This window comes from Spirosoma koreense (genome assembly GCF_054777875.1).
The window spans coordinates 203,417-226,818 of the sequence record NZ_BAAHAC010000027.1; the positions used below are offsets into that span (position 1 = coordinate 203,417).

General features: G+C 50.9%; 21 protein-coding genes. 14 read left to right on the plus strand and 7 right to left on the minus strand.

Features of this window, described 5'->3' with window-relative positions; all coding sequences use genetic code 11:
* Positions 1 to 58: 58 nt before the first annotated feature.
* The 4 genes from rnr to lipB form a co-directional block, all read right to left on the minus strand.
* Positions 59 to 2,542, minus strand: a complete 2,484-nt coding sequence (gene rnr, locus ACYVC2_RS26265) for a ribonuclease R (protein WP_461107538.1) — start codon at positions 2,540 to 2,542, stop codon at positions 59 to 61.
* A gap of 192 nt (positions 2,543 to 2,734) precedes the next feature.
* Entirely contained in the window at positions 2,735 to 3,472 is a 738-nt protein-coding gene (locus ACYVC2_RS26270) for a 3'-5' exonuclease (protein ID WP_461107540.1), read from the minus strand.
* Between the two features lie 39 nt (positions 3,473 to 3,511).
* Entirely contained in the window at positions 3,512 to 3,916 is a 405-nt protein-coding gene (locus ACYVC2_RS26275; protein WP_461107542.1) for a hypothetical protein, read from the minus strand.
* A 1-nt stretch (position 3,917) separates the two neighbouring features.
* Positions 3,918 to 4,709: a lipoyl(octanoyl) transferase LipB gene (lipB, locus tag ACYVC2_RS26280; protein ID WP_461107544.1), complete on the minus strand. Its 792-nt coding sequence runs from the start codon at positions 4,707 to 4,709 to the stop codon at positions 3,918 to 3,920.
* Positions 4,710 to 4,804: 95 nt separating this feature from the next.
* Here lipB and ACYVC2_RS26285 point away from each other — a divergent pair, with 95 nt between their 5' ends.
* The 8 genes from ACYVC2_RS26285 to ACYVC2_RS26320 all read left to right on the plus strand — a co-directional run bounded on the left by ACYVC2_RS26285 (position 4,805) and on the right by ACYVC2_RS26320 (position 11,359).
* Positions 4,805 to 5,158 (plus strand): YraN family protein, encoded by a 354-nt coding sequence (locus tag ACYVC2_RS26285; RefSeq protein ID WP_461107546.1) that lies wholly within the window; start codon positions 4,805 to 4,807, stop codon positions 5,156 to 5,158.
* 238 nt (positions 5,159 to 5,396) lie between these two features.
* Positions 5,397 to 6,872, plus strand: a complete 1,476-nt coding sequence (locus tag ACYVC2_RS26290; protein ID WP_461107548.1) for a TonB-dependent receptor — start codon at positions 5,397 to 5,399, stop codon at positions 6,870 to 6,872.
* A gap of 63 nt (positions 6,873 to 6,935) precedes the next feature.
* Positions 6,936 to 7,139 (plus strand): hypothetical protein, encoded by a 204-nt coding sequence (locus ACYVC2_RS26295; RefSeq protein WP_461107550.1) that lies wholly within the window; start codon positions 6,936 to 6,938, stop codon positions 7,137 to 7,139.
* Positions 7,140 to 7,219: 80 nt separating this feature from the next.
* Positions 7,220 to 7,582 carry a hypothetical protein gene (locus tag ACYVC2_RS26300; protein ID WP_461107552.1) on the plus strand — a complete coding sequence of 121 codons (363 nt, stop codon included), beginning with the start codon at positions 7,220 to 7,222 and terminating at the stop codon, positions 7,580 to 7,582.
* Between the two features lie 84 nt (positions 7,583 to 7,666).
* Positions 7,667 to 7,891 carry a hypothetical protein gene (locus tag ACYVC2_RS26305; RefSeq protein WP_461107554.1) on the plus strand — a complete coding sequence of 75 codons (225 nt, stop codon included), beginning with the start codon at positions 7,667 to 7,669 and terminating at the stop codon, positions 7,889 to 7,891.
* Positions 7,892 to 8,013: 122 nt separating this feature from the next.
* Positions 8,014 to 8,253 carry a hypothetical protein gene (locus ACYVC2_RS26310; RefSeq protein ID WP_461107556.1) on the plus strand — a complete coding sequence of 80 codons (240 nt, stop codon included), beginning with the start codon at positions 8,014 to 8,016 and terminating at the stop codon, positions 8,251 to 8,253.
* Between the two features lie 449 nt (positions 8,254 to 8,702).
* Entirely contained in the window at positions 8,703 to 9,101 is a 399-nt protein-coding gene (locus tag ACYVC2_RS26315) for an ArsR/SmtB family transcription factor (RefSeq protein ID WP_461107558.1), read from the plus strand.
* A gap of 554 nt (positions 9,102 to 9,655) precedes the next feature.
* Positions 9,656 to 11,359 (plus strand): AMP-binding protein, encoded by a 1,704-nt coding sequence (locus ACYVC2_RS26320; RefSeq protein WP_461107560.1) that lies wholly within the window; start codon positions 9,656 to 9,658, stop codon positions 11,357 to 11,359.
* A 64-nt stretch (positions 11,360 to 11,423) separates the two neighbouring features.
* Here ACYVC2_RS26320 and ACYVC2_RS26325 read toward each other — a convergent pair whose 3' ends face one another.
* Positions 11,424 to 11,762 (minus strand): LytR/AlgR family response regulator transcription factor, encoded by a 339-nt coding sequence (locus ACYVC2_RS26325; protein WP_461107562.1) that lies wholly within the window; start codon positions 11,760 to 11,762, stop codon positions 11,424 to 11,426.
* A gap of 405 nt (positions 11,763 to 12,167) precedes the next feature.
* On the opposite strand from ACYVC2_RS26325, the gene cysM reads away from it, so the two are divergent.
* The 4 genes from cysM to ACYVC2_RS26345 all read left to right on the plus strand — a co-directional run bounded on the left by cysM (position 12,168) and on the right by ACYVC2_RS26345 (position 17,636).
* Positions 12,168 to 13,040, plus strand: coding sequence for a cysteine synthase CysM (gene cysM, locus ACYVC2_RS26330; RefSeq protein ID WP_461107564.1), 873 nt, complete (start codon positions 12,168 to 12,170; stop codon positions 13,038 to 13,040).
* 87 nt (positions 13,041 to 13,127) lie between these two features.
* Positions 13,128 to 14,177, plus strand: coding sequence for a quinone-dependent dihydroorotate dehydrogenase (locus ACYVC2_RS26335; protein ID WP_461107566.1), 1,050 nt, complete (start codon positions 13,128 to 13,130; stop codon positions 14,175 to 14,177).
* Between the two features lie 125 nt (positions 14,178 to 14,302).
* The gene (locus ACYVC2_RS26340) at positions 14,303 to 16,858 is read left to right on the plus strand and encodes an FtsK/SpoIIIE family DNA translocase (protein ID WP_461107568.1); all 2,556 of its coding nucleotides are present in this window, start codon (positions 14,303 to 14,305) and stop codon (positions 16,856 to 16,858) included.
* Between the two features lie 136 nt (positions 16,859 to 16,994).
* Positions 16,995 to 17,636 carry a LolA family protein gene (locus ACYVC2_RS26345; RefSeq protein ID WP_461107570.1) on the plus strand — a complete coding sequence of 214 codons (642 nt, stop codon included), beginning with the start codon at positions 16,995 to 16,997 and terminating at the stop codon, positions 17,634 to 17,636.
* Between the two features lie 72 nt (positions 17,637 to 17,708).
* Here ACYVC2_RS26345 and upp read toward each other — a convergent pair whose 3' ends face one another.
* The gene (gene upp, locus ACYVC2_RS26350; protein ID WP_461107572.1) at positions 17,709 to 18,356 is read right to left on the minus strand and encodes a uracil phosphoribosyltransferase; all 648 of its coding nucleotides are present in this window, start codon (positions 18,354 to 18,356) and stop codon (positions 17,709 to 17,711) included.
* 132 nt (positions 18,357 to 18,488) lie between these two features.
* Here upp and ACYVC2_RS26355 point away from each other — a divergent pair, with 132 nt between their 5' ends.
* Positions 18,489 to 20,267, plus strand: a complete 1,779-nt coding sequence (locus tag ACYVC2_RS26355) for a hypothetical protein (protein WP_461107574.1) — start codon at positions 18,489 to 18,491, stop codon at positions 20,265 to 20,267.
* Positions 20,268 to 20,359: 92 nt separating this feature from the next.
* Positions 20,360 to 20,932 (plus strand): D-sedoheptulose 7-phosphate isomerase, encoded by a 573-nt coding sequence (lpcA, locus tag ACYVC2_RS26360; protein WP_461107576.1) that lies wholly within the window; start codon positions 20,360 to 20,362, stop codon positions 20,930 to 20,932.
* Positions 20,933 to 21,030: 98 nt separating this feature from the next.
* On the opposite strand, the gene ACYVC2_RS26365 is transcribed toward lpcA, so the two are convergent.
* Positions 21,031 to 23,385, minus strand: a complete 2,355-nt coding sequence (locus ACYVC2_RS26365) for a carbohydrate binding family 9 domain-containing protein (RefSeq protein ID WP_461107578.1) — start codon at positions 23,383 to 23,385, stop codon at positions 21,031 to 21,033.
* Between the last annotated feature and the right edge of the window lie 17 nt (positions 23,386 to 23,402).

Here is a 23,402-nt window from a genome sequence, read left to right on the forward strand (position 1 = left end):
CAAATGTAGCCGTTTTATACGTTGCATGCAAGCGTATTCGTCAATCAACGGCTACTTTTTAACGACGTCCACGGCCTCCGCGCCGATTTTCGCCTTTGGCGGCCGGTGCCTGGCTACGCCCCGAACTACTACTCCGCCGGGAGGAGGAGGCACTGGCCGAACCACCTGAGCGAGCCCCCTTGTGGCCGTCACGCCGACCCGAACGTCCTGATTCAGCATCCGTATCGCCCGACTGCCGTTCGACTTTATCATTCACCAGGGCAAAGTCCATGCTCCGGCGGGCCAGGTTCGTTTCTTTTAACCGGACCACTACTGCATCGCCAAAGGTGTACATCTTCTTATGGCGCTGGCCAATAATCCGGTAGTTCTCCTTATCGAAATCATAGTAATCGTCTGTCAGATCCTGCATCCTGACTAAGCCTTCGCAACTGTTCTCGGTGATCTCTACGAAAAAGCCGAACTCCGTAACGCCGGAGATGACCCCTTCGAACGACTGGCCCGGTGCCATACGGCTCATAAACTCAACCTGCTTGTATTTGATGCTGGCCCGTTCGGCCTCGGCCGCCATGCGTTCACGCTCGGAGGCATGCCTGCATTTTTCTTCGTATTCGTCGCGGTCGGCAGGTTTTCCCTTGTCCAGGTAATGTTGAAGCAACCGATGAGCCATCATGTCGGGATAGCGACGGATGGGCGACGTAAAGTGCGAGTACCGCCGAAAGGCGAGGCCAAAATGGCCCAGATCTTCGGTCGTATACCGTGCTTTCGACATGGTCCGCACGGCAAGCTGCTGCAACATGCCCGCTTCGGGCTTGCCTTCGATGCTGGCCATAAACCGGTTCATCGAATTCGACAGATGCTCATCGTCGACATTGAGCTTGTAGCCCAGCCGACGGGCAAAATCCGCAAAGCTGCGTAGCTTGTCTTCGTCAGGGCCTTCGTGTACCCGGTAGACCATGGTATTCTCCTCGCGGCCTTTGTTCTGCTTCGAGAGCGTATGCACGAACTCGGCCACCCGCTTGTTCGCCAGCAGCATAAACTCTTCGATGAGCTTGTTCGTATCCTGCCGGATCTTAGGGTAAACAGCCAGCGGTACGCCGTTCTCATCCAGCCGGAACCGCACTTCGACCGTCTCAAAATTGATTGCGCCGTGCTTGAACCGCTCGTCGCGTAGTTTGTAGGCCAGTTCGTTCAGGAGCCGGAGTTCTTCCAGATAGTCGCCACTGTTGCTGTTCAGAATGTCCTGCGCTTCTTCATAGGCAAACCGTCGGTTCGAGTGAATGACGGTTCGGCCAAACCACTCGTTTACAATCCGGGCGTCGGGAGTCAGTTCGAACACCACCGAAAAGGTTAACTTGTCTTCGTTGGGCCGGAGCGAACATAAGCCATTCGACAGTTTTTCGGGCAGCATCGGCACCACGCGGTCGACCAGATACACGGACGTAGCCCGCTTGTAGGCTTCGGCTTCCAGTTTTGAGCCCGGCAGTACGTAATGGGTTACGTCGGCGATGTGTACGCCAATTTCGTAATTGCCATTCTCGAGTACCTGCACCGACAACGCGTCATCGAAATCTTTGGCATCGACCGGATCGATCGTAAAGGTGGTCACCTCGCGCATGTCGCGTCGTTTGGCCAGGTCTTTCTTCAGGATTTTGGTCGGAATAGCTTCGGCCTCCTGCTCAACATCCGTCGGAAAATGAATCGGCAACCCAAATTCAGCCAGAATCGCGTGCATTTCCGTATTGTTCTGGCCAGCCAGCCCCAGCACGGTCATAACTTCGCCCTCGAATTGTTGCTTATGGCTATTCGGCTCGGGATATTTCGTGAGCCGGACAACCACTTTCTCGCCATCGTTGGCTCCGCCCAGTTTGTCGTTTGGGACGAAAATATCCTCGTAAATCTTCTTGCTGTCAGGAACGACAAAGCCGTAGGTCGGCCAGACTTCGATCCGGCCAACGAGTTCCGTACGGCCCCGTTCGATGATCGAGGCCACTTTTCCTTCGATACGCCTTCCCCGGTTGCGCGAGTCGGTAAATCGAATCACCCGTACCCGGTCGCCGTCGACAGCCCCCGAAAGGTCATCCGTCGACACCCAGATGTCGTCGTTGCGGTCGCCCCGCACACCAGTCGCTGTGGTTGGAACGACATACGCGAAGCGTGAATTGACGTGATCGACCACGCCTTCGATAAGATTGGCGTCTGCATCGGCGCGGTAGCTCCCGTCCGCCTGACGAACTACCCGGCCTTCTTCGGCAAGTTCGCCGATCAGGCCATGCATGATGAGCTTCATCCGCCGGTCGCTGGGGTCGAAATGGCTCAGCACCTGATCCTGCGTAAATGACTGATCACTGTTGATCTGAAAAAACGCCATTAGGTCATTTTTCAACTCATCCAGAAACGAGTCGGCCCGGCCTAGATTGGCTTGTTGACTTGACCTTGTCTTCGTCGATTTCTCCAGGCCCTTCTCACGTGGGCGAGCCGAACTGGCCGCTCCACCGGATGCGGGTTTGGAATATTTTGTTTGTTTTGGTTTTCCGTTTCTCATACTGTGTGCCTCGCTTCGCAGCGGGCTAAAAAATGAATGCAATGTGAGTTGATACGTGAATGAATAAAGGATAATGGATAATGTTCAGCCATTAGAGTTGCCGTAGGGCGTGTGAAACCCGTATCAGTAACTGTCAATTGCGGGCTTCCACCTGCCCTACGTCTGTACTATGTTCATTATACATTCACTGTATCAATCACTTAAAACAATGTGCTCGTCGGCCACGAGCGGGGCACCTACGATTTTCAAATACACCTGCACCAGCATCACGACCGAATCACGGGCGTATTGCTCAATGCGTGGCCAGTCGTGCTCGCGGTAGTACACTTCGCTGGTCCGATCGCCGGTCCATTCGAGCGGGCGGGTAGGTATGTTCAGCACCGCAGCCAGCAGGTCGAGGGCCACAAAATGGCGCTTATCGCCAAACTGCCAGTATTCGAGCGTATCCTTGTGGGTAATCTCCCAGGGTTTCCGACCCGAAATCTGCAGCGCCAGTGGTAGCGGTAAGCCATTGACCATCAGCCGACGACACAAATACGGGTAATCGAACTCTTTGCCATTGTGGGCACAGAGTGTCAACTCACCGGGTGGGTAGCGGTTCACAATGGTCAGAAATTCCTGTAGCAAAGCCGCTTCGTCGTCGTTACTGAGCAGTTTGACTTTCAGGTGTGGCTTATCGTCGTCATCGAAAAACAACCCTCCGACCCCGATGCAGATAATCTTCCCGAACTCGGCGTAGAACGAAGCCCGCCGGTCGTACCAGGCCGCGGCCGACAGCTCATCATCGGTTTTAAAATACCGGCTTTTTTCTTCCCACAAACGCTGTAAACGCGGTTCGACCGCCAGAAGCGATGGTTCGCCGGCCACCGTTTTGAGGTCGATGAACAGAAAGTTTTTGAGTCGGCGTTTCCAGGAAGTAGGTGGCGGCATTGGATTTCAGGTTGTGTAACACGGGGAAAGTTGTGCTACTCAGTCGTGCAAAATACCTTCCAGCCCCAGCACGGGTACTGGCACGAGATTTTCGTCAATAATGCTATCGGGCACGAAGATAAACTTCTTGTCAAAAATCTGATCATCAATAAAGTAACTAACCCAATATTCATTGTTGAGGTGAAACACATCGGGCATAATGGTCTCCACCACCTCATAAGCAGCGGGCTTTACTTCGACAAAAAAATGCCGTAAGGTCGACGTTTTCTGTTCTTCGTCATTCTTCTGCCCGTACCCTTTCGACGTGACGAATACATTTTTGATGGGTACGTCATTCTGGTTGATCAAAAAAACCTGCCAATCATACTCACCCAAGACGTTTTCTTTACGGGCAATAACGATTTGTACACCCTCGACGGGCAAAAACTGAATATCTTTTTTCATTCTACCTAACGGTTTTCTGTCCGTTAAACTCCTCCCCGACCGACGGCTCGACGGTTGGGGCTACTAAATTCATATCAAACAACCCGGCCATATGGTGCTGAACGCGATCCGCCACCTCATCGAGTGCCACTCGGTGGCCCAGCTCCTTGGCCAGTGAGGTAACGGCCTTGTCGGCGATTCCGCAGGGGACAATATGGCTAAAATACTGCAAATCCGTATTGACGTTCAAGGCAAATCCATGCATCGTTACCCAACGGCTCGCTTTTACTCCCATCGCGCAAATTTTACGGGCTGGCCCAGCGGTAGGGTCATTCGTCGCATCGGCGCCGAGCCAGACACCCGTTAGTCCTTCGATCCGACCAGCCGACAAGCCATAATCGGCCAGGGTAGCGATGATGCTTTCTTCCAGTAACCGCATATAGCGATGAATGTCCGTAAAAAAATTGTCCAGGTCCAGAATCGGATAGCCTACCAACTGACCAGGCCCGTGGTACGTAATGTCACCCCCACGCCGGATCTTAAAAAAGGTAGCTCCCAGTTCGGTGCGCAGCCGGGCTTCATCGACCAGTAGATGCTCGGCATGCCCGCTCGTGCCCATCGTATACACATGCGGGTGCTCGCAGAAAAGCAGATAATTTGGCGTAGGTAACTGTTCGGTAGCGGGGCGGGCCCGGTTGGCTAGTTTCTGCTCAACTACCGTAGCGAACAGCCGTTCCTGCTTATCCCAGGCGGCCTGATAATCGATCAATCCCAGCGTTCGAACCTCAACTTGTTTATTTATAAGACTATTCATTGCCTTGCGGAAAAACTGGTTCCCGTTAATATGTCAACAACCAAGTGAGCAAGTTTCGTTCGGATTTTCGTTATTTGTAACCCTTACAATCTACTATGGCACAACACAACGAGACCGGTCAGCGGGGTGAAGAAGAAGCGGTTCAGTTTCTGCGGCAGCAGGGCTATGAAATCATGACCCGGAATTTTCGCCATCAGCATGCGGAAATCGACCTGATCGCCAAAAAAGGTAAACTGCTGCTTTTTGTGGAAGTCAAAACACGCACCAACTTAAGCTACGGTAATCCGGAGGAGTTTGTCTCGTATACCAAAGCCCATCTGGTCATGAAAGCCGCCGAGCATTATATTTTTTCGACGGACTGGCGCTTCGATATTCGGTTTGATATTATAGCCGTCACAATTGCCGGAAATGAGCTTCGCATTAAGCACATCGAAGATGCTTTTTGCTGAAAACTAAACGTACAGAAACTAGTGTTCTAAGGATGTAGCCTAGTGGGTAAACGGCTCCTTCAGGCTGGCCGAAACAAGTGTCCGCCAATAGTCCTATTAGCTCACTTTTTTCTACTATAGCCATCCGAAAGCGCAGTGTTAAAATTGTATTATTTTACACTCAAGGTACCCAGGAGGCCTGTATTTGACGTTTAAAACAGTAACTTTATACTTTAGCATCAGCAAGTACGCCAATACTATGTACGAAAAGAATATAGGCACCAAGCAGAAAGCATTACGCATTAACCTCGATCGTCGGATATACGGGTCATTTGCGGAGATTGGTGCTGGTCAGGAAACGGCCGCCATGTTTTTTAAAGCAGGTGGCTCCTCGGGAACGATCGCCAAAACGATGTCGGCCTACGACATGACCTTCAGCGACTCGATCTACGGAGTTGAAGAAAGCGGCCGCTACGTGGTTGAGTCGCGGCTGATCAAAATGCTTAGTAAAGAATACAGCCTGCTCGAAAAGCGATTAGCCGAAAAACGTGGGCCCGACACGACGTTTTTTTCGTTTGCCAACACGGTTGTTGCTCTCAATTACCAACGCACCAACGATGCGCATGGCTGGATTGGCTGCCGGTTTCAGCTGAGTCCGCAGGCGGGTTACAATGACGTGATCATTCACGTCAGAATGCTCGACAATGAGAACATCCTGCAGCAACAGGCACTGGGCATTATTGGCGTCAATCTGATTTATGGCTGCTATTACTACGCGAAATCACCCGAAACCCTGGTTCTTTCGCTCATGGACGATCTGAGCCCCGACCGGATTCAGATCGACATGATCCGGTTCAAGGGACCCGATTTCTCGGACGTCGACAACCGGCTGATGAGCCTTCACCTGGTGAAAAACGGATTTACGGATGCCGCTCTATTCGGTCCCGACGGCCAGGTACTGCAACCTTCGGAAGCGCTCTACAAAAAACACATCCTGGTGATGCGCGGTCGGCTACGCCCGGTCACGAATGTGCAGATGGACATGATCGAAAATGGCCTCAAGCAATTCAAAGACGAACCCGACGTGGAGGCCAACCGGGTAGTTTCGATGGCGGAGCTGACCCTGCATAACCTGAAGGCCAATGAACAGGGTATCGACGAGAAGGACTTTCTGGACCGGGTCGATATTTTGTGTTCCATGGGGCAAACGGTGATGATATCCAATTACCTGGAATATTATAAGCTGGTTGCGTATCTGGCCCGGCTGACACGGCTCAAAATCGGCCTGATTGTCGGGATTCCGAACCTGGAGTATATTTTCGAGGAAGGTCACTATGAATTTTTACCGGGCGGTATTCTGGAATCATTTGCAACACTGTTTAGCCGAAAAGTCAAGCTGTTCGTCTACCCGACCCTCAAGGAAGGGGCTATTTACACCTGCAACGAATTCAAATTACCGCCCACTTTAGAGCCGCTATTTCAGTATCTCGTACGAAACGATAAGATCGAAGATATAACCGATTACAACGAACAGAATCTGCATATATCGACCGATCGGGTACTGGAAATGATTCAGTTGGGCGAAGATGGCTGGGAAAATATGGTACCGGAGCGCGTTGCCGAGCAGATCAAAGTCAACTGCCTGTTCGGTTATCCCTGCGAAGTCGAGTACATACCCATCGGTCAGCAGGTTCGCCAGCAGCAGGAAGAAATTCAACAGTCGGTGCCTCAGTAAATCCGAAGCCTTATGGGTGTCATACGCTCGTATGACACCCATAAGGCTCATCACCTACAAGCCATGAAACACATTGGAACCGGGCTGCTCTGGGCACTCGCTGGTTATTGCCTTGTCGCGGTTGCAAGCTATTTTCTGATTCTCTGGTTTTCATCCAATACGCACGACCGCCATCAGGAAGCGGGGATGACCAGTGTGTTTGTCGTTGGCCCGGCTGGCGCCATTATCGCTTTCCTAATCGGTATTTTTCAATCTTTATACCGGTAAGCACCCGAAATTATACCAGCGTCGAAAACATCGCTTTATCAGCCGGGTTGTTATAAATCAACACGGCTTTTTTCTGCACGATGGAAACGCTTTACGACTGGCTTCTGCACAACACGGGTAACGCCGGAAACTACTACACGATCCTCAACACGAAGCACGATACGTCGGGCTGGCTCGAAATAATGGCCAGAACAACCGACTTTCGCATCGTCAATCTGTTTGTTCAGGACCTTCAGACCAGCGGATCGGCTGATCAGAAGCCCGGCAGCTTACCGACTGACCTGTCGGCTCAGTACACCTTCAGCGACGAACAACAGGTGATTGCGTACCTGGCCGAGGGGAAAACTCCAGACGCTCAAGGGGCAGAGTCCCAGGGGGGCCTTCACCTCCTGGTGGCCGAGCCCCAGGGTGAGTCGGGCTCGATCATCTTTCCCCCTGCGTAAGTCAAACCAACTCCTTTTGGGCAAATTGCCGACGGCCGGTTGGTTCAACCCAGGCTGGTTGAGTTATATCAAACAACATGTGGCATGAAAGCGCAGATAACCTTGACGATGTGGACGGGAGCGGCCTACGGCTCTGTTAAACGGGTGGTGGTGCCTTACGAAGAAATTCTCGACGTCCAGTCAGAAATGGATCGGTACGCAGGCGAACACGGGCTTACGCTGGCCCTGGTCGGAGAGGACGGCAAGGCAGGTTTGTACTGGAATGACGAAGGCAAGCTGATCAGGCTGGCTGTTGAAGAACTAAAGTAAAACGGAGCAAGTATAACCGATTTATTTACAGAGCTATAGCTATCACAAATAACTCAATCGATTATGCTTTTACGAGAAAAGGGAATAATTGTATCTTTACGTTTCAAATTTGATCGACAGGCATGAATAGTAACCAAAAAGAACTTGAACTGGCTCATGAGCTTACGCATAATGTCAACGATGCTCTGAACCGAAAAATTGAAGAACGATTTCGGGCTGCGTTATTTTTGGCTGATCCGAGCCTGGACATGGACAAAGTTACCGTAGTCAGTAACGTTGAAAATGACAACGAGTTGTCTGTTGACGGTGTAGACGATGATACAATCGACAAGGCCATGGCTATTTTTGAAGCTCAGCAATAAAGACCAGTACCCCTACGGTAGTACACAAAAAGGCTAGTCTCTGTAATAGGCTAGCCTTTTTGTTGTACCTCAATTAACGTTCGTACGGCAGCGTTAACGACAAAGAACAGGCTTTCCGTCCGGGTTTATACTGAGCCGTTGGCAAACTCATCACTGAATGATCGGTCCGGCTCACCGGGCTAAAAAATGGCTCATCAACCGTTTATCAGCTTGGTCAACTGACAAGTACCTTTAGTGCCAGATAGGTTACCGAAAAAGAAGAGACATAAAACTAAGTGTCGCCATTTGTGATTTAGCACTTCTATAACAGCTGTAAAATTTTATTTTGCGGCATTTGCGTTACCTTTTAGCTTTTTAATAGTCTAATTAGTGTTCTGTGTCCACTTACAGGGTGGTCTTTTACTCACAACGTGGAGGTATCTAAACAACAGAACAATAAGAAACAGTCTATGGAAACCCTGCGTTTAGAAGCTCATAATAGTAAGATACAAACCAGAACCAGTTCTCCGAGTTTTCCCAGACAGTCGGCCTCTCTGGCGACACCATCGCGCCCTACCGGCTCGGTCAATGATCAGACAATTGATCAGGCTGCCGAACTCCTTAAAACGCTAGCGCATCCGCTTCGCATCCGGCTCATTCTGTTGCTGGCCAAGAAGCGGTCGATGAATGTTTCCACCCTGCAGCGCCGGTTAAAAGTCGAACAGACTATATTATCTTATCAATTAATCAGAATGAAAGACCGCGGGCTTCTTGAAAGCGTCCGGCAGGGTAAGGAGATTCATTATTCGTTAGCCGATTCGGCTTTGAGCGAAATTATGAAACTGGTCCTGAGTCGTGAAATTTCTTAAAAATTAATAGATAGTATATATATCCCTTTCCATTATCCTGAATTACAGTATTTATTACGGTTAATTCTTAAAAAATATTAATTATATTGCCAACAGGATATGGCATTAAAAACGCCGGCCTCAATCAGGACCGGCGTTTTTGCATTCTTTCTTAACTTAAACGCTGTTTAGGCGTCAACTCAATGACGCCTAATCCCACTTGAAGTTGCATGCCAGAAGCCGTATAATGATAGGCGGTCAAATAGGTGTGTAAATGGTAGCCAAACGGCCGAAACTGTGAGTTTCGGCCGTTTTATCATACATGAAAGGCTTAACATAAACTAGTCTTAGGTTTATACTCTTCCCAAGAAATAATTAAACAATTTCTGTAATTTTGTTAGAAAGATTTCTCTTTCGGCAGGCTCCTTTTGAATGCTTTTTGCAAAGGAGAGGTATTTAGGGTAAGTTCCGAACTTACTTCTCTAATAAACTGGGTATAGAATTATAAATTGAACGCGAAATTACCCTTGCCCTCGGGCAGCGGCCAAAATTGCGTCGAAACTACACGCTTTTCCATGGAGACCAAACTAACCTTAAATCCATACCCCTGGCGACGTTTTTATCCCAAAGATGTACCCGTCGACATCAACCCGGACGCCTATCCGTCGCTGGGGGCGCTGCTGGAAGAAGGCTGCCGACGCTTCAAAGATCGTCCGGCGTATGCCTGCCTGGGCAAACAGATGACATTTGGTGAGCTGGACAAGCTGTCGGAGCAGTTCGCATCGTTTTTACAAAACGATGTGAAACTCCAGAAGGGCGATCGGATAGCCATTCAGATGCCCAATACCCTACAGTACCCCGTAGCTATGTTCGGAGCGCTACGGGCGGGCCTGGCGGTGGTTAATACCAATCCGCTCTACACTCCGCGCGAGATGCAGCACCAGTTCAAGGATTCAGGGGCAAAAGCCATTGTGATCCTGGCCAATTTTGCCGCCAACCTCGAAAAAATTCTCGATCGTACAGATATTCAACACGTCGTTGTCACTCAGCTGGGTGATTTACTGGGCTTCCCGAAAAAACAACTGGTCAATGCCGTTGTCAAATACGTCAAAAAGTTAGTGCCGGCTTATCATCTGCCCGATGCCATTTCGTTCAACGAGGCCCTAAGCAAGGGCGCTACCCAGCCGTTTCGCCCGGTAGCGGTCAGTAATACAGATCTGGCTTTTGTCCAGTATACTGGCGGAACAACCGGCGTCTCGAAGGGCGCTATGCTGACCCACCGAAACATCATCTCCAACGTAGAATGTCAGCATTACTGGCTGAAGCCGGTTCATATTCCCGACGGCCAAGGAATCATGGTGGCGGCTTTACCTTTGTATCACGTATATGCTCTGACGACCAATGCGCTGGCGGCCCTGAAAAGTGGATCGATGAACCTGCTGATTACGAATCCTCGTGATATGAACGCGTTCATCGATGACCTGAAAAAGTACAAAATAACCGGTTTCACCGGCGTCAATACGCTTTACAATGGCCTGCTCAATCATCCCCGGATCACCGAGGTCGATTTCAGCCATTTAAAAGTTACCTCGGCAGGAGGCATGGCGCTGCAGACCTCCGTGGCTGAACGCTGGACTAAGCTCACCGGAAATACGCCCTGTGAAGGATACGGACTCACGGAAACCTCACCCGTGCTTAGCTCCAATCCCACCGATGGTACGGTCCGGGTAGGAACGATCGGGATTCCGTGGCCAAGTACGGAAATGAAAATCATTCGGGAGGATGGTACCGATGCCCCACTTGGCGAACCGGGTGAAATTGTTGCCAGAGGTCCACAGGTATTCATAGGCTACTATAACCGGCCCGATGAAACCGCCAAATCGATGTTGGGCGACTGGTTTAAAACCGGCGATGTTGGCGTGATGAATGAAGATGGCTTCTTCAAAATCGTCGACCGGAAGAAAGATATGATTCTGGTGTCGGGCTTCAACGTATATCCCAATGAGATAGAAGATGTCGTGGCTCAATGTCCTGGTGTACTGGAAGTGGCCTGCATTGGCGTTCCTGACGACAAATCGACCGAAGTGGTCAAGATATTCGTGGTCAGAAAAGATCCGAATCTAACTGCTGAAACCATCAAAGCCTTCTGTCGGGAAAACCTGACGCCCTATAAAGTGCCCCGCATTATCGAATTCCGGGATGAGTTGCCCAAGTCGAACGTCGGAAAAATTCTGCGACGGCCACTGCGCGACGAAGAGCTGGAGAAAGCTAAAAAGTAAGTATAAACAAATCCGGGTTGCGGATTTAGCGACAAAGCGTCAATCTGCAACCCGGATGAAACAATTACGCTACGACCACTATGGGTGCGGTAGGCTTGGATTCGAGCACCATCAGCTCCTGCTGAAACCCCTTCACCTGTTTGATGAATCGGCTGGCTTTCCGTCGGGAAACTTCGACCCGGTCGCCGTTGACAAGACTCACGCTCAACTGCTGCCGGTCGGGGTGAATGCTCGCCAGATACAGCAGGTTGATGATATTTTTTTTGTGCGGTCGGGCAAATACTTTCGGCGACAGGCGGCTCTCCATCTTTTTCAGCGTCAGCGAAACCATCAGCTGGCTTCCGTCGGCAAAATGAAAAACCGTGTAGTTGCCTTCGCCTTCCAGCCGAACAATCCGATGCATCGGCATTTTTTTACGACAGCCCCAAAAAGGTAAGGTCAAATCAGTCATAGCCAGTTGACCGGCAATTTCCTCAAGATGTAAGTTAGTAAGAGGTTTCGCAAATAAAGTTGTTTTCATATGAAGTAACAGATTAGAGGTGTGAATAAACAGAACATAACGAAGGTTTTATGAATGAAAACATACGTTCATGTCTGTGCTGCAGCAAGTTTACACAAAATTCATTATCAATCAATTAGCCTTGCTAAAAAAAGATATTCATGAAAACAGCCTATTTATTTCATGAAATAGACAATGTCATTCGTACGATCCGGCAACCGCCCAATTTCGCAGGAATACAGGGTATAGCGAACTTATTGATCGGCTTTCAGCTTGACTATCTCAACCAACAAGTCTTAAAAAATCAGCATGGCAACCTTGCTCGATTTAGTCGGAAATACTCCATTAATTGAACTCAGCCGTCTAAATCCTAATCCTAACGTTACGATCTACGGTAAACTCGAAGGTAACAACCCAGGTGGCAGCGTCAAAGACCGAGCCGCGGCCAGTATGATTCAGGGAGCGCTCGCGCGGGGCGAACTGAAACCAGGTATGAAACTGATCGAAGCCACCAGCGGCAACACCGGCATTGCGCTGGCCATGATTGCCCGGCTATACGATATTCCCATCGAACTAGTCATGCCTGAAAACTCCACGCGTGAGCGGGTGCTCACCATGGAAGCCTTCGGTGCGAAGGTCATTCTGACCGAAACTATTGAATCAGCCCGCGACTACGCCGACGAGCAAGTACAGAAAGGCGGATACCTGATGCTGAATCAGTTTGCCAATCCCGACAACTACCTGGCGCATTACCGGACCACGGGCCCTGAAATCTGGCGCGACACCGCCGGTCAGATCACGCACTTTGTATCGGCAATGGGCACCACAGGAACCATCATGGGAACCTCCCGCTACCTGAAAGAACAGAACCCCGACGTCCAGATCGTGGGGTGCCAGCCAACAGACGGCTCGTCCATTCCCGGAATTCGCAAATGGCCCATCGAATACTTACCAAAAATTTTCGATCCCTCACGCGTCGACCGGGTTATGGAAATCTCGGCTGACGAGGCAACCGGAATGACCCGAAAATTGGCCAGCGTCGAAGGTATTTTTGCGGGCATGAGTAGTGGCGGAGCAGTGGCGGCTGCGGTTCAGTTAGCGCAGCAAATCGAATCCGGAGTTATTGTCAGCATTATCTGCGACCGGGGCGACCGCTATCTATCGTCTGATTTATTCGGGTAAGGATACGGCCGCCTGGACCCCAGGTTAGCCAGAAAAAGATGTTGTTCGGCCATCCCTCCAGGACGGTGCGGCCTTATCTTTGCGCCTATGTACAAGCGAATCATTCTGCCTTTTTTGTTCCGCTTCGATGCGGAGACGATTCACCACACCGTATCGACGATATTAAAAATAGCGCTGGCGATTCCGGGTATATCAGCGATTTGCCGAAAAATTTACGTTCTGGAAGACAAGCGTTTAGCCCGTACCGTTTTTGGCCTGACCTTTCCAAACCCGGTCGGTATGGCGGCCGGGTTCGATAAAAACGGAGAACTTATCAGCGAGCTGAGCGATCTTGGGTTTGGTTTCGTTGAAATAGGCACGGTCACCCCCCGTCCACAACCGGGCAACCCGACACCCCGACTGTTTCGTTTAAAAACGGATCTGGGGCTAATTAACCGGATGGGATTTAACAACAAAGGGGTCGGCCCGGCTGCCGGACGACTCCGGCAATTTGCCAACAACCGGGGCAACCGGCGGGTAATCGTTGGCGGAAACATCGGGAAGAATAAAGATACCCCAAACGAAAATGCTCTGAGTGATTACCTGATTAGCTTTCGGGAGTTGTTCGACACGGTCGATTATTTCGTGGTCAATGTCAGCTCTCCCAACACGCCCGGCCTTCGTGATTTGCAGGAGCGTGAACCCCTGACCAAACTCTTATCGGCCTTACAGCAGGAAAATCGCCAGCATCCGACAACCAAACCCATTCTGCTCAAAATCGCGCCCGATCTGACCAACGGCCAATTAGACGACATCATTGCGATCGTAACCGAGACGGGCATTGCGGGCGTCATTGCGACCAACACGACCATCCGTCGCGACAATCTGGCAACCGACCCACAAACGGTTGCTCAAATGGGCGCCGGTGGCGTCAGTGGGCTTCCTCTACGCGAACGAGCGACCGATGTGATTCGTTACCTGCATCAGCAATCGGGTGGCTCGTTCCCGATCATCGGAGTGGGCGGTATTTTTTCGGCCGAAGATGCGCAGGAGAAACTCAACGCCGGTGCCAGCCTGGTGCAGGTCTACACAGGTTTTATTTACGAAGGGCCGGGCCTGGCAAAAAAAATTAATCAGGGATTAGTGCGCATAGGATAAGATCGCGCCGGAGACTACTCAGGATTTAAGGAGTTTAGTTTACATTTGTAAAATGTAAAATCAATTCTACGTGGTTTTTCGTTTAAATAAGAGCAAATTTACCTGCCGCTAGCCCGACCGATCGCATGGCACAACCGACGACATCTCCACGCCAGAATACCCTTAAACGGCCTGCCGAACGCAACGAACCCCGCCCTCGCATCAACAGTACCACAGCCCAGCGGCCTTCTTTCAACTGGGGGGCTGCGTTGGATCGTTGGCTGACCGATCAGCGCTCCACCCTGACGCTCGGGGTTTTGCTCATGGGGCTAGCTATCGGTCTGCTCGTAGCTTTCGTATCTTATTTATTGAATGGCCCAGCCGATCAGAGCGTCGTAGGCGCTGCCTTTTCGGAACCCCTGGCCGAAGCGGCTACTGAAACCCGTAACTGGGTAGGTTTGGTGGGTGCCTATGTTGCTCATGCCTTCGTTTTTCGCTGGTTTGGCGTCGGTGCGCTGGCCTTACCGGTTATTATTTTTCTGGCAGGCTTTAAACTAACGTTCGCGCACGAACTTCTCCCCCTCAGCCGAACAACAGCCGCTTTGCTCTTCGTGGCCGTCTGGACTAGTTTGCTGCTGGGTTACATCGTGCTGGTGACCCACTCCGCCGAAACATCCAGCGTCTGGTGTGGCGGCATCGGCTACGAAATGAACGTTGCCTTATACGGCCTGTTCGGTTGGGGAAATCTGGCGTTTATTGCCTTCCTACTGTTCTTTTTCGTTGTTTATTACTTCGATGTCCGGAACATCAGCATACCTGATTTTTCGCGTACGAGTCCGCCCAAACCGCGCAGACGAACCGATAATCCGCTCCAGACCTACGAAGAAAGTGAACTCGATCTGGAGGACGACGAGCAACCCGAGGTAGACCCGGCACCGCTGGCGAATTATTCGGAGACCTCACCCGAAGATTACGTGGCAGACGAGCCAATCGATCCAGCGCCCGCGAATGAACAACGGCCGGCGACTCCTGAGGTCATTGCCCACTCGACAAGGGTTACGCTGACGATCAAAAACCGGGATGCGGTTGTCGATGAATCAGATAGCGACGAGTTGAGTGCTACTCCCGCACCAACGTTTGAACCTGATCCATTCGAAGATGACGACCTGGTATCGGTTCATGGCTTATATGACCCGACCCTCGATTTACCACAGTACCAGTATCCGACGAACGAATTACTGACGGACTATCAGAATAACCGCAAAGCCAACGTTTCCGACGATGAATTAACGGCCAATAAAGAGCGCATCGAGACTACGCTGCGAAACTTTGGCATCGAAATCGACTCCATTCAGGCTTCGATCGGGCCCACGGTTACCCTGTACGAGATCGTGCCGGCTAAAGGTGTTCGGATTTCAAAGATCAAAAGCCTGGAAGACGACATTGCGCTGAGTTTGTCGGCGCTGGGTATCCGGATCATTGCGCCCATGCCGGGCATGGGAACCATCGGTATCGAGGTACCTAACAAGAACCGCGAGATGGTTTCGATGCGGTCTGTGATCACCAGCGATGTCTTCAACACTAGTAAGTTCGATCTGCCGGTCGTACTGGGCAAAACCATCTCGAACGAAATTTACGTAGCCGATCTGGCTAAAATGCCGCACCTACTGATGGCCGGAGCCACAGGCCAGGGTAAATCGGTCGGACTGAACGTCCTGCTGACGTCGTTGATTTACAAAAAACATCCGTCGCAACTAAAGCTGGTACTGGTCGATCCTAAGAAAGTAGAGCTTACGCTGTTCAACAAACTGGAGCGCCACTTTCTGGCGAAGTTGCCCGACTCGGAGGAGCCTATCATCACCGATACCAAAAAGGTGGTGAACACCCTTAACTCGCTCTGTATCGAGATGGATAACCGCTATAATCTGCTGAAAGATGCCGGTTGCCGAAACCTGAAAGAATATAATGCGAAGTTTGTGAAACGGCGGCTTAACCCCGAAAAAGGGCATCGCTTTCTACCGTACATCGTCCTGATTATCGATGAGTTAGCCGACTTGATGATGACCGCGGGGAAAGAAGTCGAACAGCCCATTGCCCGGCTGGCCCAGTTGGCACGGGCAATCGGGATTCACCTGGTGGTGGCCACGCAACGGCCGTCGGTAAACGTTATTACCGGTCTTATTAAAGCGAACTTCCCGGCGCGTTTGTCGTTTAAGGTAACCTCAAAGATCGACTCCCGGACCATCCTCGATACGGGCGGAGCCGAGCAGTTGGTTGGGCAGGGCGACATGCTGCTTTCGTCCAACTCCGACATCATTCGTCTTCAGTGCCCATTTGTCGATACAAACGAAATCGAAGAGATTTGTGAGTTTGTGGGCAACCAGCGTGGCTACGACGATGCGTACGCCCTGCCGGAATTCGTCGGCGACGATGGCGGACAGAGCGACGATAAAGACGTAGATCTTGACAACCGCGACCCGATGTTCGATGAAGCGGCCCGCCTGATCGTTATTCACCAGCAGGGCAGCACGTCTTTGATTCAGCGCAAGCTAAAACTTGGCTACAACCGGGCCGGTCGCCTGGTCGATCAGTTGGAAGCTGCCCGGATCGTCGGCCCATTTGAAGGCAGCAAAGCCCGCGAAGTGCTGGTCAGCGATTTGCAGACGCTGGAAGAAATGCTCAAACGGCTAAAAGGGGAATGAATCCATTTCATGACCAGTCTGGGCATAGAATACGCAGTCTTTAAACTTTTGCCCGGGTTTCTGGTCTGTACTACAAACACATGATCCGCAGCGAGCGGCTCTCTTACGTCTGAATTTACGAGTAACACCTATAAAAATGAAGAAAATAGCATGGATGCTAAGTATGGCGTTTGTAATGACGCTACCTGCTCTGGCCCAAAAAGACAAAAAGGCGCAGGATATTCTGGACGCAATGAGCAAAAAGTATAAGTCGCTGAAGTCATATCAGGCCACGTTTACTTACAACAGCGTGGGAGCGGGTACGAAGGAATCGTACAAAGGTGATTTGACCGTCAAAAACGAAAAGTTTCGCCTGGTCCTCGGCGGGCAGGAAGTCTTCACAGATGGCAAAACCATGTCGACGTACATTAAGGAGTCGAACGAGGTCAATGTACAGGATTACGAAGGGGGTGGCATTGGCGAACTGAACCCGACGCAGATCTACACAATTTATAAGCGGGGGTTCAACTACAAATACCTGAAAGAGCAGAAACAGGGAAGCCGGACGGTAGAAGTTATCGAACTGACCCCTAACCGCCCCAAAAGTCCAATTCAGACAGTGCAGATTTCGGTGGATAAAGCTGACAAGTCTGTCCGAAACTGGCTGATCATCAACAAAGATGGTAAGCGTACGTCATATACCATCACCAAATTCACTCCGAATGTCGACGCTCCCGACTCGCTCTTCGTCTTCGACAAATCGAAATACCCCGGCGTCGAAGTAGTCGACCTGAGGTAGAAGAAGCGGTTAGCAGATAGTAGTTGGTGGTCAGTCGCTAAACCTAACGACTGTCTACTAACTACTATTCATTTACACCTTCGCGCCGAAGGCCAAATCGCCTGAGTCGCCCAGACCAGGTACGATGTAGAAATGCTCGTTCAGGTGATCATCGATGGCCCCCAGCCAGAGGTGGCACTGGGGCAACCGTTGCTGTACATACTGAACCCCCTCGGGACTGGCGATGATGGCGGCAATATGGGTTTGCGCCGGAATTCCGTACCGGAGCAGCGCATGGTATACTTTTTCGAGCGAACGGCCCGTGGCTAACATCGGATCCGAGAGGATCAGGACTTTGCCGCTCAGGTCAGGACTTACGATATAGTCCATTGCAATTTCGAACGCATCGTTTTCGCCCGGTACGTAGCCTCGATAAGCGCCGGCAAAAGCATTTTCAGCCTGGTCGAAATAATTGGCAAACCCCTGATGAAACGGCAATCCGGCCCGCAGGATAGTAGCCAGAACAGGCTGCTGACGAAGAATCTGCGTATGGGCGATTCCGAGTGGTGTCTGCACGTCCACGTTCTGATACGGCAATTTCTTGGAGATTTCGTAGGCCATCAATTCACCAAGCCGTTCGAGGTTTCGGCGAAACCGCAGACGATCCTGCTGAATAGAAACGCTGCGAAGTTCGGCCATAAATTGATTGGCCAGGGACGACTGATGCGCAAAGACAAACATAGGGAAGGCTTCTTTCGCCCTAAATTAGCCGCAAGGTTGGCGTATATCCAAACCAATTGCCTAATTTAAGCCGTTCATTTGGTCCACCAAGTCCAGAAAAAAGACACAACGGACCCGATAGTCGTTATTTTCATGCACAGCAACGTTTACGTTTTCTGTTTTCTACTGCTTTCGTTAACTGTTCGGGCACAAAGTCCATTCGTACCACTTAACGCAGACTATTATCATCTGGTCGACCGACTTGAGATTCGGCAAAATCGATGGGCCGAAGGGTTTCACAGCACGGTCAAACCCTACAACCGACAGGCTATTATTCAGCTGACCGACAGCCTCCTAACTCACCCAGGCCGGGAGTTTTCAGACTCTGATTATTTCAACTTCGATTACCTGCGCAATGACAGTTGGGAGTGGGTAGACCCCAACGATTCCTTGCAGATCGATCCGTATACCCGGCAATTGAGGCCTCAGGCAGCGCCCGGCGATAGCCGTGAACCGATTCTAAAGCATTTTTACCACAAAAAGGCAGATTTCTATAATCTACAAACGCCCGACATCGATCTCCATGTCAATCCGGTACTCTATGTTGGGCTGGGTCTCGAAAAAAGTACGGGTCAATCGGAGGCTCTGACCAGCAACCAGCGGATGCTGTTTGTTAATACGCGGGGATTGGAAATCCGAGGTACGATTGGCCGCAAACTGGGTTTTTACACGTTCTTCTCCGATACGCAGGCGGCTTACCCCGAGTATGTGCGCCAGTACGGCATGACATATGCCAGTGACTCTCTGGCTTCGGCACCGGGCGAAGGCTTCGTCAAACCCTTTGGTTCCAATGGCGGGGTCGACTATCTGTCGGCCAGGGGATATATTACATTCAATGCCCTCAAGGTCATTAATATACAGTTTGGCCACGACCGCAATTTTTTCGGTAATGGTTTCCGGTCTCTGCTCCTCTCCGACAACAGTCCGCCGGGCTTATTCCTGAAATTGTCGACTCGTCTGGGCCGGCGTATTCAGTATACGAACCTATTCTCCTCCCTGCAGAATACTCAGGCTCCGCTGCCTAAAGGCCAGCATCTGATTCCACAGAAGTACACGGCCATTCACCATCTGAGTATCAATCTGAATGACCACATGAACCTGGGGGTGTTTGAAGCCGAGGTTTTCAGCCGTGATCGGCTGGATCTCAGCTATTTAAACCCCATCATTCTTTATCGGTATATTGAATCGAGCCAGGGTAGTGCCGATAATGCGCTGATTGGAATCGATTTCAAAGCTAATTTCCTCTCCCAGTTCATGGTCTATACCCAGATTATGATCGATGAGTTTCGGCTGAAGGCCCTGCGGGAAGGCAAAGGCGACTGGACCAATAAGTTCGCCATACAACTGGGTGGCAAATACATCGATGCGTTCAACGTCCCTAACCTCGACCTGCAGGCCGAATTAAATCTGGCGCGTCCTTATACGTATTCGCACGAAGGGTCGCCGACCGTCAGTGCAGGGCAAACTAATTACGCTAACTACAGCCAGCCGCTGGCGCATCCGCTGGGCGGCAATTTTCTGGAAGGACTGGGCATTGTCCGCTATCAGCAGAAACGTCTGTCGGCCAACGGTATTTTCGGGCTGATGATGTACGGTGCCGACCCGGCTGCCGATATTAATTACGGCGGTAATATTCTAAAAGATTATAACAGCCGCAAGCGCGACGAAGGTAATTACATTGGCCAGGGCCGTAAAACCGTGATTACTTACGTAGACTTACGGGCGTCGTACATGATCCGGCACAATATATTCCTGGAAGGCCGCTACCTATATCGCTTTCAGGACAGTCAGTACCGTTCCGATCAGTACACGGACAATGTTGCCAGTTTTGGGCTGCGCTGGAACATGCCTTACCGAAACTGGGTGTTTTAGCCCCGTTTTTGGTCAAAAGTCATCTATCGTCAGTAAGTTTGTGCTATCCGAATCTACCTGCAACCAGACGGGTGATTCAGTTATAACCGTTTATGCTTGATCTTATTCGCCAGGAACTGACCGAAGCACAGTCTGTATTAGACGCCTTTCTCAGCAACCCGGCTCATCTTTCGGCCATCGAACAGGCTGCCGTACTCATGGCCGACGCCCTAAAGAATGGCCATAAGATTATCTCCTGTGGCAACGGCGGCTCACACTGCGACGCCATGCACTTTGCCGAAGAACTCTCCGGCCGATACCGTGAGAATCGTCGGTCGATGGCCGCTATTGCCATTTCCGACGTCAGCCATCTTTCGTGCGTCGGCAACGACTACGGATACGAATTTGTGTTTTCGCGGTTTATAGAAGGATTGGGAAACCCAGGTGATGTACTCCTCGGCATGAGCACCAGCGGCAATTCGACCAACGTCGTACGCGCCGTAGAGGCCGCTCGTCAGAAAGGAATGCAGGTCGTTTTGCTGACGGGCAAAGATGGGGGGAAACTCGCTGGTCAGGCCGACGTCGAAATCCGGGTTCCGCATTTCGGTTATGCCGACCGCATCCAGGAAATCCACATTAAAGTCATTCACCTGTTCATTCTGCTTATCGAAAAGCAGGTTATCTAGACCGGGATTTATGTGATTTGATTGACCGACCATGATTCAACACGCTTTCTTCGAAAGCAAAAATCAAAGTTGGTCAGTAAAATCATAAAAATCCCAGTTTAGAACTGCTTCAGATACGACAGCTTGCCGATGATGTGCTGTTCCTGCTGGCGGTCGATGGCTCTGGCCGTTCCTGCGTAAGTGCCGTTGTTATACACGATGTACAAAAACGACAGTGGCTGAAACTCCCAGGCCAGCCGCACGTTCCAGACGTTCTTATCGGTATAGGTATTCCGCTGGAAAAAGCTGATCAGTTGCAGACGCGGATTGACGGCCATGCGGCTCTCGACGCTGTATAAACCGATCTTACCTGAATAGCTGCCCACATTTCGGAAATCGTTGAGTTCACCGCTTAGGGTGAAGGCAATGTGTGGAATAGGTGCCAGCACCATAGACGCCCGGCCATAATTGAGACTTCCGTCGTAATACCGACCAGTTTCGCCGTTAAACTGAAAGGATATTTTCTTCGATGGATCAGTGCTGAACATCATCGTGTACCGAACATACCGGTATTTTCCTGACTCGATAGCCAACCCCAGTGGCCGGTAATCGCCATCGTCGAGCCGCTGGAAGGTAGGGTTGACAAATAACCCAAGATTGCCTCCGTTCTGAAACGTCAGCCACAAAGGGTTGAAGTTATACTGCGCTTCCTGTAAATAGCCTGTCGAAGCTTTATGATACAGCTCCATAAAAGCCCCTGGTTCAAAGCTGCGTATCCATTTAGGAAGCCACTTACCCCGCTCGACCAGATAAACTCCCGGTGTAGTGGCAATGACATCGTTCCGGGAAACAAAACCCATGGCCGGATTGAAGTTCCTCGTCACTAACGATTCCGTCCACCAGGCTACCAGTTGATTCGTCCGGTAGATAAACTGACTATAAGCCGAGACGCCCCGGTCATTGTCCGTCGAGCCCAACGTGCTGGTCACCATAGCGTTGTAGGCCAACGCCTGACTAAGCCGGAAGAAGCCGTCTAAAGCGATTGTCATGTTCTGCCGTGTAGCCGAGCTATCGGTAGCATGAGTACTTTTCAGCGTCACCAGGCCACCGATTCGGTTTTGACCGCCCACGTTCTCTACGTAACGAGCTACGGCAAAATCGGTAGTCGGACTGCCGGGTATCCCACGCTGCCGAATTAGCATACCCCCATAATTTCGATTTAGCGACCGATACACCAGTCGGGCCCCGGCATCGATGGGTACTGGCGTACTGGTGCCATCGGGAAGCGTAGCCAAGCCTACCGTCCGGCTAAAAAAGGGCTGAATAACCATACTGCCCCCTTCTCCGGTATTATTATTTCCAGCTAAGCCGGCACCGAATAAGCTGGCATTTTCCAGAAAAAAAGCGCGTCGTTCGGGAAACAGCACCGAAAAGCGGGTTAGATTATTTACCTGACGATCGACATCCGCCTGAGCAAAATCGGTATTGAAGGTCAGGTCGAGAACCGTATTCGGGTTGATAGCCCACTTCAAATCCCCACCCAGTTTGATTCCCGCCTTCTGCCCATAGCCTACTTCGGTACCCTGGTAGCGATCGTCGCTGATCAACACGTAAGGCTGAATCCGAACATTAGTTGAAGGAGGGGGAGGTTTCAGACCCGTAATCAACCCCGCGTAAGCAACACGACTGGATGTAAAGGCCCTCGGATAGGGCGACCAGGCCGATAACTCGTTGGAATAGCGCCGATTGCGATAAAAATTAATTCCCCAACTCTGGGTCGAATCGCTTGTCCGGACATAGCGTAGGGTCTGCCATGGAATCTGCATTTCAGCAACCCAACCCGAATCGGTCCGGCTGGTGCGCACTTTCCAAAACCCGTCCCAGTCTATGTCGTACAGTACATCATCGAACGAAAGCATATCGCGCTGGGTAGCGTAGGGATTGGTGGCAAAGGTCATCGCATTGCGCCGGTCGTTGAAGCCGTCGATGACAACGCCAAAATGATCGTGAGCCATAGCCGAAAAATCGCGCTTAAAATTAGGCGTTCGTATGGCTTTACGGCCAAGTGTATCGCGGTTGACGGCTGCGATGTACAGAAAATGTCGGTTATAGAGCACCCGAACGTCGGTATCGAAGGTTGCCGGACTGCCCTGTTTCGGATCGACCTGAACAAACCGGCTGATGGATTTGGCCCGTTGCCAGTCGGCTTCATTCAGGTAGCCGTCAATTTTAAGTTTATCACTGATTTCGACGGCCCGGACGGTTCGGGGTTTTTTCGATGGTGCAAAAATCAAGGCCTGCCCCGATGCGGTCTGGCTGCTGAGTAGCTGCTGATCAGGTACGTCATCGCGTGTGGTATCTGGCAGTACGATGTCGGATTGTGCCGTATTGGGTAACGCCGGGTTTGTTTGTGCGGCTAATCGAAGCGAGAAAACGAGAAAGATGAAGCTGTAACGAATAAAACCGGTTCCCATTTAAGTGGATCGATGAA